We start from the raw sequence: 12642 nt of genomic DNA on the forward strand, positions 1-12642 counted from the left end.
GCGCGGTGTGGTGTCGGGGTCATGAGGATCCTTCGGCTGGTCGTGATGCGGACGGGAAAGTGCGGTCATGAAGGTGCGGGGATGACGTCCTGTCATGGGGTTCGGCCCGGGAGCCGGACGTTGGGAGCGCTCCCATACGCGCGCACTGTAGCCCGTACATGACAAACCCGGAAGGGAGTGCCCCGGCCTGACAGGCCGTCGCCCCGGTGCCGTCCGTTCCGCCGGGCGCGCGGGCGATGGCCCCTCCCCGGCCGAACGCCCCGGGGCCCGGCGGTCCCGGCAGCCACGGCGGTCCGGCCCGCTCCAGGCGGTGGCGAACGGTGACCGGACGGCCCGAGCGGCGGCGCACCGGTCCGGGCCGGCCCCTCCCCCGGACCCCCTGACACACAACTGTCATACCCGCACGGAAATGTGCGGCCGGCCCCGCGGGTTGGCGCTGACATGACTGTGGGAGTAGCACTCAACGCGGCGGACGCCGACAACCAGATCGACGCCACGGTGGACCTGGCCAGGGAGGCCTCGGCCGCGGGGCTGCGGTCCGCCTGGTTCGGGCAGACCTTCGGCGCCGACTCGCCCCAGCTCGCGGCGATCGTCGGACGCGAGGTACCGGGCCTGCAGGTGGGCACCTCCGCGATCCCGGTCTTCGGGCGTCATCCGCTGCTCGTCTCCAGCCAGGCCCAGACCGCCCAGGCGGCCACCCACGGCCGGTATCACCTCGGACTCGCGCTCGGCACCAAACTCCTGACCGAGGCGGGCTTCGGCATCCCGTTCGAACGGCCCGTCGCCCGGCTGCGGGAATTCCTCACCGCCCTGCGGCAGTTGACCGAGACCGGCACCGCCGACTTCCACGGCGAACTGCTCACGGCGGCCACGCCGGTGTCCGCGCGGGTGCCGGGCGCCGGATCCGGTGTGCCGCTGCTCGTCGCCGCCATGGGCCCACAGGCGCTGAAGGCCAGCGGTGAACTGGCGGACGGGATCCTGCCCTATCTGGCCGGGTCCCGCGCCCTGGCCGAGCACATCGTCCCCGCCGTCACCGCGGCGGCGGAGGCCGCCGGGCGCCCCGCGCCCCGCGTCGTGGCGCTGGTGCACGGTGTGGTCACCGACGACGCCGACGCCGTGCGCGAGACGGCGGCCGAGCAGCTCGCGTTCTACGAGCGGATCCCCTCCTACGCACGGGTCATCGGGCTCTCCGGCGCCGCCCGGGCCGCCGATGTCGCCGTGATCGGGGACGAGAAGGCCGTGGCCGCCGAGGTGCGGCGCTATCGGGACGCCGGGGCGACGGAGGTGGTGTTCTCGGGGACGGAGATCGCGGGCGAGGCCGCCCGGCGCCGCACCTGGGCGCTCCTGGGGGAACTGGCGGCCTGACGCACCGGTCCGTCGGTCCCCGCGGGCGGTGCCGGATCAGGCCACGGCCTCGTCACACACCGGTGGCGGGCCCGGATGGTGCCGGGCCCGCCACGCACGCGCGCCCGGCCGCCCCCGTCGGGTTGCGGGCCCCGCGGCCGTGGGGCCCCGGCCGTGACCGGCGCCCGCCGTGTCCGCGGCCTCACCGCCTCGCCCGGCGGACACTCCTCTGGCGGACCCGCGGACGCATCGCCTTGCGCGCGTCGATGGCCACGACCTCGAAGTTCTCCCCGGTGCAGGTCACCCGGCCGAAGAGGTTGTCCGGGCCCGCGATGCAGACCTTGGTGATACCGCGCCCCCGCATCGTCTCCACCATGTCCGGCCAGCGGATCGGGTGGTCGAAGGTGTCGAGCAGCATGGTGCGCACACCGTCCGCGGCGGTCAGCAGCGCGCCGTTCTGGTCGGCGACGATCGGAAGCTCGGGGTCGGCCACCTGGAAGGAGCCGAGGACCTCTTCCTCCGCCTTGCGGCGCAGCGCGGAGAACGCCGGGGCGTGCACCGGCGGCCACATCGTGTACATGTTGTAGCCGCCGAGCTCACCGATCCGCTTCTTGAACCGGTCGAGCACGGGCTCACGCAACGACACCAGGTAGAAACCCCGGTCGATGTAGCCGGAGATGTCATGCCACTCGCCCTCGTCGTCCAGTTCGGCCAGCGCCTCGCGGAGCCGCTCCTCGGGGGTGTGGATCACGCAGTGGGTGACCGCGTCGCGGTGCTCCTGCCGGAAGTACTCCTCCTCGCAGCGGGCCAGTTCGGCGGTGAGCCGCACGGTCTCCTCGAACGGCAGGGAGCCCGCGTAGGTCACCGCGGCGCGCTGGCCGAAACTGGGGCCGGCGCACAGCTCGGGCCGTTCTCCCAGCGTCTCCTCCGCCCAGTCGGCGAGGGAGAGACAGACGGTCAGGAAGGCGATCTGGGTGTGCTCGGCATACTGGCCCTCCTCCTCGGCGTCCGACTGGCGGTACCGGTCGAACACGGAGTACCCCACCACCTCGTCGGCGATCGCCAGCCGCCGCCGGGCGTGGGGGTTGGTCAGCAGGAACTCGCCCACGTCGGTGAAGCGGAACGGCCCCATACCGGGGAAGACGACGGCCGTGCCGCCCTGCCGCGGCTCCGGCTGTGCTTCCGGCTGTGTCTCGGTCATGCCTTTGCTCCCGGTGCCAGGTCCAGGGCGAGCCGCTCGAGTTCGCGCTTGTCGGGCTTGCCGTTGCGGTTCAGGGGGAATCTCTCCACGACGTGAATGCGGTTGGGGTGCTCGAAGGCCGGCAGCAGGGAAGCGATCGGCTCCCGCCAGAACCGCGGCTCCCGCCGCTGCTCGTCCTCCACGAAGAAGACCAGCTGGCAGCCGCGCTGCTGGTCGGGGACGGGCACGACCTTGGTAAGGCAGCCGCCCGCGGCCAGCTTGTGCTCGATGATCTCGGGGTAGAGGGTGTGGCCGTTGCGGTGCACCGCGGACTTGCGGCCGAGGACGAAGAGGTTCTCCCCGCTGTCGAGGTAGCCGAAGTCGCCGGTGGGGTACCAGTCGACCTTGTTGGCGTCGACCGGGGTCACGGTGCCGTCGTCCCCCAGGTAGCCCTCCATCAGATCCGGCGAGTGGACCTGTATCTCCCCGACCTCGCCCGAGGGCAGGACGGTTCCCTCGTCGTCGACGATCCGCAGCTCCAGGCCCTCCACGGCGCGCCCGCAGGCGACCGCGTTGTCCTCGGTGGCGAAGGACACGTTGCCGGCCTCGGTGCTGCCGTAACTGTCGAGCAGGGGAAGGCCGAACCGCTTGACGTAGTCGCCGACCAGGCCGGGGTCGAGCGGGGCCGCCCCGCTGCAGAACATGCGGACGCCGGACAGCTGGTCCGCCAGGGCGGGCTTGCGGCCGATCATGTTCAGCATGCTGCGGTAGCTGGCCGGGGTGGCGTCGACCACGGTGGCGCCGCACGCGCCCGCCATGGTCATCGCCCGGTCCAGCCGCCGGTAGGGCGCGATGACCAGCGAGCACTTGACCAGCCAGGCGATGAGCACCATGGACAGCCCGTACTGGTGGGAGAAGGGGAGCAGCGGCAGCAGGACGTCGTCGGGGCGGTGGCCCACCTGCCGGGCGTTGCGCTCCAGGTTCTTCAGGAACTTCGCGCCGGTCTTGACGACGCCCTTGGGCTCCCCGGTGGACCCGGATGACCACATGATCAGGCCGTCGGGCAGTGCGCACCAGGTGTCGAAGGACAGCCGCTGCTCGGCGGGGGACTGCTCCAGGGCCGCCACCAGCAGTTCGTAGATGGTGACCCGGACCGGGCCGCCCTCGAGGACCGGGGTGTCGTCGTCGACCACGCTGATCTTGACACCGGCCTGGTCGCAGATGCGCTGCGTCGCCTCGGCCCGCTCCTGGTGGTCGACCATCACGATGGACGCGCCGACGTGCATCAGGGCGAGGAGGGCCCCGACGTAGCCGGCGGAGTTGCCCGCCTTGAGCATGACCCGGGTGCCGTCGCTGACGCCGCGTTCGCGGAGCGCGTCGGCGATGGCCACGGCGTTCCGCTCGAAGTCGGGAAGCGTCTGTACCGCTTCCGCCGCAAAGAGCTTTGCGGTCATCGGGTGTCACTCTGCCTTTCTCTTCTTGAAGTCCGAGGTGAGGAAACGCCCGTCACGCCGGCGGATCATGCAGGGCGGTGGTGCGGCGGTCCCGGGGGCCGCCGAGAGGCCGAGTCCCCCCGGAGGTTTCCGGGGGGACTCGGCCTTCCGTCAGGAGTCGAGATCTTCGAGCATCATGTCGATCAGGTCGTCGTCGTCCATCGCGTCGATGGAGTCCGTCTCCTTCTCCGTGGCGTCCGCCTCCGCGGTGTCCTTGCCGCTCGCCAGCTCCGTGAGCGTGTCCAGCAGACCGGCGCGGCGCAGCCGCTCCAGCGGGATCGACGCCAGCAGCGCGCGGATCCTGGCCTCTTCCGGATCGACGTCCGGTTCGGCCGGGCTGTCGGTCGCCACCCGGCCGCGCAGGTACTCGGCGAGCGCGGCGGGCGTGGGGTTGTCGAAGATCAGCGTGGAGGGCAGGCGCAGCCCGGTGGCCGAGTTCAGCCGGTTGCGGAACTCCACCCCCGCCAGCGAGTCGAAGCCGAGGTTCTGGAACGAGCGGTCGGGCTCGATGGACTGGGCTCCGCTGTGACCGAGCACCATGGCCGCACTGCCGCGGACCAGGTCGAGCAGCGCGCGGTCGAGTTCGGCCCCGGACAGACCGGCCAGCTTCACCCGGGCCGACTCGGGGGCTGCCGCCTTGCCGTCGGCCGCCGCCTTGCTCCGTACCCGGACCACGCCGCGCAGCAGGGTGGGGATGTCGGCCTGGTTGCTCAGCGCCGCCGTCTCCAGCCGCATCGGCACGAACAGGGCGTCCTCGCCCGTCCGGCCGGCGTCCAGCAGGCGCATGCCGCCCGCCATGGACAGGGCGGCCATGCCCTCCCGGGCCATGCGCACCATGTCGGCCTGGCTGAGCGTGCCGGTCATACCGCCGGCCTGCTCCCACGGGCCCCAGGCCAGCGACACGGCGGGGAGGCCGAGGGCGCGCCGGTGTGCGGCGAGCGCGTCCAGGAAGGTGTTGGCCGCGGCGTAGTTGCCCTGTCCGGGGCTGCCGAACACACCGGCGGCGGACGAGAACATCACGAACTCCGCCAGGTCCAGATCCCGGGTCAGCTCGTGCAGGTTCCACGCCGCGTCGACCTTCGGCTCGAAGACCGCGTCGATCCGCTTCGGCGACAGGGTGTCGATGACGCCGTCGTCGAGGACGCCCGCCGCGTGCACGACCGCGGTCAGCGGGTGGTCGGCGGGCACGGCGGACAGCACCCGCTCCAGCGACGCGCGGTCGGCGACGTCGCAGGCGGCCAGCGTCACCGACGCGCCCGCCTCGGTCAGCTCGGCCTTGAGGCCGGCCGCGCCGTCCGCGTCCGGCCCGCGCCGGGAGACCAGCACCAGGTTCCGCACTCCGTACTCGGCCACCAGGTGGCGGGCCACCTCGCTGCCCAGGCCGCCGGTGCCGCCGGTCACCAGCACCGTCCCCGCGGGGTCCAGGGTGCGGCCCATGGTGAACACGTTCTTCCCGATATGCCGGGCCTGGCTGATGTGCCGCACCGCGTCCGGGGCCCGGCGCACGTCCCAGGCGGTCAGCGGGATCGGGCGCAGCGCGCCCTGGTCGAAGAGGGCGACCAGGTCGACCAGCATCCTCTGGACCCAGTCGTAGTCGGCGATGACCAGGTCGTACGCCTCGTACTTCACCCCGGGGTGCTGTGCGGCGACCTCTTCGGGGTCCCGCACGTCGATCTTGCCCATCTCCAGGAAGCGCCCGCCCCTGGGCATCAGCCGCAGGGAGGCGTCGACGAACTCCCGGGCGAGCGAGTCCAGCACCACGTCCATGCCCCGGCCGTCGGTGGCCTCCATGAAGCGCCGCTCGAACTCCAGGTCACGCGAGGAGGCGATGTGCTTGTCGTCGAATCCCATGGCCCGCAGGGTGTCCCACTTGCCGGGGCTCGCCGTCGCGTACACCTCGGCACCGAGGTGCCGGGCCAGCTGCACGGCCGCCATGCCGACGCCGCCGGTGGCGGTGTGCACGAGCACGGACTCGCCCGCCCGCACCTTGCCCAGCTCCACCAGACCGATGTAGGCCGTCAGGAACACCACCGGCACCGACGCGCCCTGGGCGAACGTCCAGCCGCGCGGCATGGGGACGATCTGCCGCCGGTCGGCGACCGCGACCGGCCCGAACGAGGCGTTGATCATGCCCATGACGCGGTCGCCGGGGGCCAGGTCGGTGACTCCCGGGCCGACCTCCAGGACCACACCGGCGCCCTCGCCGCCCATCGTGGCGTGGTCGTCGGGGTACATGCCGATGGCGATCAGCGCGTCACGGAAGTTGAGGCCGGCGGCGCGCACCGCGATCCGCACGTATCCGGGCGCCAGCGGCGCCTGGGCCGCCGGGTCGGGCAGCAGCGAGAGGTTGTCCAGGGTGCCTCCGCCGGTGGTGCCGAGCTTCCACGCCGAGGTCCCGGCGGGGGCCTCGAGCACCCGGCCGGCCGCGTTCCTGGACAGCCGGGGGATCAGTCCCTGGCCCAGGCGGAGCGCCACCTCGCGCTCGCCCGCCGCGATCGCGGCGGTCACCACCCCGACGGCCGCGGCGGCCGACTCGGCGTGGCGGTCGATGTCCACCAGCTGGATCCGGCCCGGGTTCTCGGTGGCCGCCGAGCGCACCAGGCCCCATACGGCGGCGTTGGCCAGTCCGGCGACGCCCTCGCCCGGCCCGGTCGCCACCGCGTCGCTGGTCACCACCACCAGCCGGGACCCGGCGAACCGGTCCTCGGCGAGCCACGACTGGACCAGGGACAGCGCCCGGTGGGCCGCCTTGCGGACGGTGCCGGCGAGGTCCCCGGTGTCCGGCCCGGCGGGCTCGGCGCCGCACCACGCCCAGACCGCCTCCGGCACCGCGGCGCCCTCCTCGACGGCGGCGACGAGCCCGTCCACCCCGGGGTATTCGGTGTACTCGACGCCCGCGGCGGCGAGCAGCGCGCCCGCCCGCGCCCGGTCGGCGCCGATCACCGCCGAGGACGCACCGGTCCCGCTGCCGTTCCGCGCGGCGGCGAACACCTCCCAGTTCACCCGGAACAGCGTGCCGTCGCCGCCGGTGGCGCGCGGCCCCGACGCGAACCGCTCGGCCGCCACCTCCCGCACCACCAGCGACTCCACCGAGGCGACGGGCGCGCCCGTGGCGTCGGTCACCAGCAGCGAGACGGTGTCCTTGCCCTCCGGGCGCAGCCGCACCCGCACCCGGCCGGCGCCCACCGCGTGCAGGGTCACCCCGGTGAAGGAGAACGGCAGCGTGACCCGTCCGCTCTCGCCGCCGAAGTCGCCCATCTCCATGGCGTGCAGGGCGGCGTCGAGCAGGGCGGGGTGCAGGCCGAACCGTCCCGCTTCCTGGGCGGCCGAGTCCGGCAGCGCCACCTCGGCGTAGACGTCGTCGTCCAGCCGCCAGACCGACTCCAGCCCCTGGAAGACCGGCCCGTAGCCGTAACCGACCTGGGCGAGGCCCTCGTAGAAGCCGTCCATCGGCACCTGCTGGGCGCCCGGGACGGGCCACTGCAGCAGGCTGTCGGTGGCCGCCGCGCCGCTGTCCGTTTCGAGGACGCCCTGGGCGTGGCGCACCCACTCCTCGCCCGGCTCGTCGCTGTCGGAGCGCGAGTACACGCCCAGCGGCCGCACCCCGGACTCGTCCGCGGGGCCGACCACGACCTGGACCCGGACACCGCCCTGCTCCGGCAGGAGGAGCGGCGTCTCCAGGGTGAGTTCGCCGAGCCGCCCCGCCCCGGTCTCGGTGCCGGCGAGCAGGCCCAGCTCCACGAACCCGGTGCCCGGGAAGAGCACTCCCCCGGCCACGGCGTGGTCGGCGAGCCACGGGTGCGTCTGCAGCGACAGCCGCCCGGTGAGCACCGTGCGGTCGCCCTCGGCCAGCTCGGTGAGGCCGCCGAGCAGCGGGTGGTCCACCCGGCCCAGCCCGACGCTGCGGGCGTCGCCGGTCACGGCCCCGCCCGCCTCGAGCCAGAACCGCTTGTGCTGGAAGGCGTAGGTCGGCAGGCCGACCCGGCGGGCGCCACGCCCGGCGTACACCGCGTCCCAGTCCACGCCGACGCCGTTCACGTAGAGGGTGGCGACGGCCTCGGCCAGCGTCTGCGCCTCGGGGCGCCCGGCGCGGGCCAGGGGCACGAACGCGGCGTCGGCGTCGATGGCGTCCAGGCAGTCCTGGCCCATCGCGGTCAGCACGGCGTCGGGGCCGAGCTCCACACAGGTGGTCACCCCCTGGGCCGCGAGCCGGCGCATGCCGTCGTCGAAGCGGACCGCTTCGCGCACATGGCGGACCCAGTACTCGGGGGTGGCCAGTTCGGCACCCGCCACCTCACCGGTGACGTTGGAGATGACCGGGATGCCGGGGGCCGCGTACGACAGGCAGGCGGCGAGCTGGCCGAACTCCTCCAGCATGGCGTCCATCCGGGGGGAGTGGAACGCGTGGCTCACCCGCAGCCGCTTGGTCTTGCGGCCCTGGGCCTCCCAGTGTCCGGCCAGTTCGAGCACCGCGTCCTCGTCGCCGGAGAGCACCACCGAGGTGGGGCCGTTGAGCGCCGCCAGCGACACCTGGTGCTCGCGGCCCTGCAGGCTGCCGGCCACCTCCTCCTCCGAAGCCTGGACGGCCACCATTGCGCCGCCCTCGGGGAGTTCCTGCATCAGCCGGCCACGGGCCGCCACCAGAGCGGACGCGTCCTCCAGGGACAGCACCCCGGCCACGTGCGCCGCCGCGATCTCGCCCACCGAATGCCCCATCAGGAAGTCGGGGCGCACGCCCCAGGACTCCAGCAGGCGGAACAGGGCCACCTCGAAGGCGAACAGCCCGGCCTGGGTGAACATCGTCCGGTTCAGCTCGTCACCGGCCGCGCCACGGTCGGCCGCGTCGTCGTCCGCGGGGCCGAACACCACGTCGAGCACGGAGGTGCCGAGCCGCACCTCCAGGTAGTCGCACGCCTCGTCGAAGACGTCGGCGAACAGCGGGTAGGTCTCGTAGAGCTCCCGGCCCATGCCCAGGCGCTGGGCGCCCTGCCCGGTGAACAGGAACGCCACCCGCTGGGCGGTGGACCTGCCCAGCACCAGGCCCGGCGCGTCGGTGTCCTCGGCGAGCGCCGCGAGTCCCCGCAGCAGCCCGTCGCGGTCGGACGCCACCACCACGCCCCGGTGCTCGAGCGCGGCGCGGGTCACGGCGGAGGACCATCCGATGTCGACCGGCCGCATGTCGCGGTCGCGCACCACGTGTTCCCGCAGCCGCGCGGCCTGCGCCCGCAGCGCCTCCTCGCTCCTGGCGGACACCAGCCACGACACGGGCTGGGACGCGGTGTCCGGGTCCTCGGTGTCATCGGCCGCGGGGGCGGCCTCCAGCGGCGGCGCCTGCTCGATGATGGCGTGCGCGTTGGTGCCGCTCATGCCGAACGAGGAGATACCGGCACGGCGTGGCCGCCCGGTCTCCGGCCAGGGGATCTGCTCGGTGAGCAGCGCCACGCCCCCGGACTCCCAGTCCACGTGCGGGGTGGGCACCTCCACGTGCAGCGTCTTGGGCAGGATGCCGTGGCGCATCGCCATCACCATCTTGATGACGGCGCCCACACCGGCCGCCGCCTGGGTGTGCCCGATGTTCGACTTGAGGGACCCCAGCCACACCGGCTGCCCCTCCGGGCGGCTCTCACCGTAGGTGGCGATCAGCGCCTGCGCCTCGATGGGGTCGCCGAGCGAGGTTCCGGTGCCGTGCGCCTCGATCACGTCGATCTGGTCCGCGGTCAGCTCGGCGTTGGCCAGCGCCTGCCGGATGACGCGCTGCTGGGAGCGGCCGTTGGGGGCGGTCAGACCGTTGCTGGCGCCGTCCTGGTTGACGGCGGAACCGCGCACGATCGCCAGCACCTCGTGGCCGTTGCGCCGGGCGTCCGAGAGCCGCTCCACCAGCAGCACGCCGACGCCCTCGGCCCACGACGTACCGTCGGCCTCGGCGCCGAACGCCTTGCAGCGCCCGTTGGAGGAGAGTCCGCGCTGACGGCTGAAGAGGATGAAGTCGCCCGGGGTCGGCATCGTGGCGACACCGGTGGCGAGCGCCAGATCGCATTCGCCCTGGCGCAGCGAGTGCGCCGCCTGGTGCAGGGAGACCAGCGACGAGGAGCACGCGGTGTCCACGGTCCACGCGGGGCCTTCGAACCCGAAGGTGTAGGAGATGCGCCCGGAGGCGACGCTGCCGGCGATCCCGGTCAGCGCGTAGCCCTCCAGGCCGCTCTTGGTGCTCTGCAGGTGGGGCCCGTAGTCGTGGTGCTCGGCACCGGTGAAGACGGCGGTCCTGCTCCCCCTCAGCTTGGTCACATCGATGCCGGCCCGCTCGAAGACCTCCCAGCTCGTCTCCAGCAGCAGCCGCTGCTGCGGGTCCATGGCCAGCGCCTCGCGCGGCGAGATGCCGAAGAACTCCGCGTCGAACTCGGGCGCGTCGTGGATGAACCCGCCCTCGGTGGCGTAGCTGGTGCCGGGGCGGTCCGGGTCCGGGCTGTAGAGCGCCTCGAGGTCCCAGCCACGGTCGGTGGGGAACGGGGTGATGGCGTCCACCCCCTCGGAGACGACCCGCCACAGGTCCTCGGGGCTGTTCACGCCTCCGGGGAACCGGCAGCTCATCCCGACGATGGCGATCGGGTCGTCCGAGCCCACCACGGCCCGTGCGGGGGCGGCCTCGTCCGTGGCGGCGGGGAAGATCTGCCGGTGGAGGTGGTCCACCAGCTCGTTGGGCGTCGGGTAGTCGTAGGCGAGCGACACATCGAGGGTGAGCCCGGTGGCGGCGACCAGTCCGCGGTGCAGATTGACCGCCGCGAGCGAGTCCAGTCCCAGGTCGAGGAAGGAGCTCTCGGCGTCGAGCGTGCGCGGCGACTCCGACCGCAGCGCCGCGGCGACGTGTGCGCGCACCAGGTCGAACAGGACCCTGCGCTGTTCGAGGTCCGGCAGTTCTTGGAAGTCCGGACCGAGTGACGGCAGTTCACCGGGGTTCTCGTCGGGACCCGGCCCAGCCTGCCTGATGGACTCGCCCGAGTCGCTGGACCCGTTCAACATGGTGCTCACCTAGCTCCTGCCTTGTGGAAGACCCTGCGTCAAAGCTGTGTGCCGCCCCGAGTGCGGCTTCGGCGTGGGCGCCCGCCCGCGGTCGTCGCCTGCGGGCGGGCGCGTGGCCGCTAGAGGTTGGCCACCCAGTCCTCGACGGCCTGGGCGGTGGTGTCCGCGTGCTTCTCCATCATGGAGAAGTGGTTTCCGGGCACGTCGATGGCGGAGTCGGCGGGCCAGTCGGCCTGCCAGCTCTGTGCCCCCGCGTCCGGGTTCGTCCGGAGCACCGTCTCCGTCGCCCGGATGTGGAGGCTGGGAACCGAGATCTCCGGCGGCTCCCAGCCCTCCATCAGATGCGAGTACCAGCCCATGGCGGACATCCGGACACTGTCCATGGAGACGAGCTCGTCCCGCTCGTACATCTCGTCCAGCCAGGCGTCCTCGAACTGGACGAGCTTCGTGGTGTACGGAAGGTAGGTGTCCATCAGGACGACCCCCGCGGGCGGTGTGCCCTGGCTCTCCAGAGCGGCGGCCACCGAGTGGGCGAACATTCCTCCGGCCGAGGAGCCGCACAGGACGACCGGCGCGCCTTCGGCGTACTCGGCGACGGCCCGCGCCTGCAACCGGAAGAGCGCGTCCAGGGTGGCCGGAAGGCTCTCGCCCTGGACGGACCCCACGGTGCCGAGCGCCGCCACGTCCCGGTTGCCGCGGAACGGCGCGGCGAACCGCACGTACTGGTGGACGCCGCCCAGTGCGACGTGGGAGGAGAAGCACATCAGCAGGGGACGCTCCGTGCCCCGGGCCAGCCGCGCGGGCCTGATGTTCCCCTCGAAGCCGGCCGGGTCCTCGAAGGTCGGACGGAGCCTTGCCGCGTTCACCAGCAGCGCCATGCCGACCTTGGGCTTGCCCTGCCGCGCCGCCTGCCGGTACAGGGAGCTGAGGGTGTCGTCGGTGTTCGCCTGCGGCACCGGGGAAACGGGCCCGGTCACGGGCGAGGCGGCCGGAGCCGCCGGGTCGGCCTGGGCGGCCGGAGCGGTCTGCTCCCGGCCCTGGCGGCCGGCCGGGGCGGACGCGATCTCGGCAGCGATCCGGGGGCGCAGATGGGCCACCATCTCGCGCGGGCTCGGGTGGTCGAAGACGACCGTGGTGTTCAGCCGCAGACCGGTGAGGGCAGCCATCTGATTACGGAACTCGACCGCCGTAAGAGAGGTGAAGCCCATCTCCATGAACTCGTGGTCGGCGTCGATGTCATCGGGTGACGCGAACCCGAGCACCGCGGCAGCGACGGTACGCACCAGTTCGAGCAGCGCCTCGTCCGTCTCGGCCCGCGACAGCCCGGCCAGCCGCTGCCGCAGCTGGGTGGGCCGGTCCGCCTCGGGCTCCGCCGACCGGGCCGCACGCCGGACGGGGGCGTCCGGGACGACGGAACGGAACACGGCGGGCATCGCGGCGCCCTGGGCGCGCAGCGCGGCCACGTCCAGCCGGGCGGACATCACCACGGCCGTGCCGGAGGTGACTCCCGCGTCGAAGAGTTCCACAGCCTCTTCGGAGGAGACTGGCGCAAGACCGGTGCGCGCCGCGTCGTTCCACGCCGCCTCCAGCCGCCGGACCTCGTAGAGG

5 protein-coding genes are annotated in these 12642 nt (G+C 73.2%); 1 reads left to right on the forward strand and 4 read right to left on the reverse strand.

Annotated features, from left to right (window positions below; translation table 11 throughout):
- The first annotated feature begins 441 nt into the window (after positions 1-441).
- Positions 442-1365 carry an LLM class F420-dependent oxidoreductase gene (locus AXW62_RS36720; RefSeq protein WP_060948218.1) on the forward strand — a complete coding sequence of 308 codons (924 nt, stop codon included), beginning with the start codon at positions 442-444 and terminating at the stop codon, positions 1363-1365.
- A 181-nt stretch (positions 1366-1546) separates the two neighbouring features.
- On the opposite strand, the gene AXW62_RS36725 is transcribed toward AXW62_RS36720, so the two are convergent.
- From AXW62_RS36725 to AXW62_RS36740, 4 genes are all read right to left on the reverse strand, one after another.
- Positions 1547-2545, reverse strand: a complete 999-nt coding sequence (locus tag AXW62_RS36725; protein ID WP_060948219.1) for an ACP S-malonyltransferase — start codon at positions 2543-2545, stop codon at positions 1547-1549.
- Positions 2542-3978 (reverse strand): class I adenylate-forming enzyme family protein, encoded by a 1437-nt coding sequence (locus AXW62_RS36730; RefSeq protein ID WP_060948220.1) that lies wholly within the window; start codon positions 3976-3978, stop codon positions 2542-2544. Before AXW62_RS36730 ends, AXW62_RS36725 begins: the two co-directional genes overlap by 4 nt.
- Positions 3979-4128: 150 nt before the next feature.
- Positions 4129-11034 carry a type I polyketide synthase gene (locus AXW62_RS36735; protein WP_060948221.1) on the reverse strand — a complete coding sequence of 2302 codons (6906 nt, stop codon included), beginning with the start codon at positions 11032-11034 and terminating at the stop codon, positions 4129-4131.
- Positions 11035-11153: 119 nt separating this feature from the next.
- Positions 11154-12642 (reverse strand): thioesterase domain-containing protein (locus AXW62_RS36740; protein WP_159061037.1); only part of this gene is annotated, 1489 nt, incomplete at its 5' end.

This window comes from Streptomyces hygroscopicus subsp. hygroscopicus (assembly GCF_001553455.1).
GTDB lineage: Bacteria > Actinomycetota > Actinomycetes > Streptomycetales > Streptomycetaceae > Streptomyces > Streptomyces hygroscopicus.

Excerpts from the sequence above, each read along its gene's own strand:
- AXW62_RS36735 (WP_060948221.1), bottom strand. The coding sequence starts at position 11,034 with ATGTTGAACGGGTCCAGCGACTCGGGCGAGTCCATCAGGCAGGCTGGG.
- AXW62_RS36725 (WP_060948219.1), bottom strand. The coding sequence starts at position 2,545 with ATGACCGAGACACAGCCGGAAGCACAGCCGGAGCCGCGGCAGGGCGGC.
- AXW62_RS36720 (WP_060948218.1), top strand. The coding sequence starts at position 442 with ATGACTGTGGGAGTAGCACTCAACGCGGCGGACGCCGACAACCAGATC.
- AXW62_RS36730 (WP_060948220.1), bottom strand. The coding sequence starts at position 3,978 with ATGACCGCAAAGCTCTTTGCGGCGGAAGCGGTACAGACGCTTCCCGAC.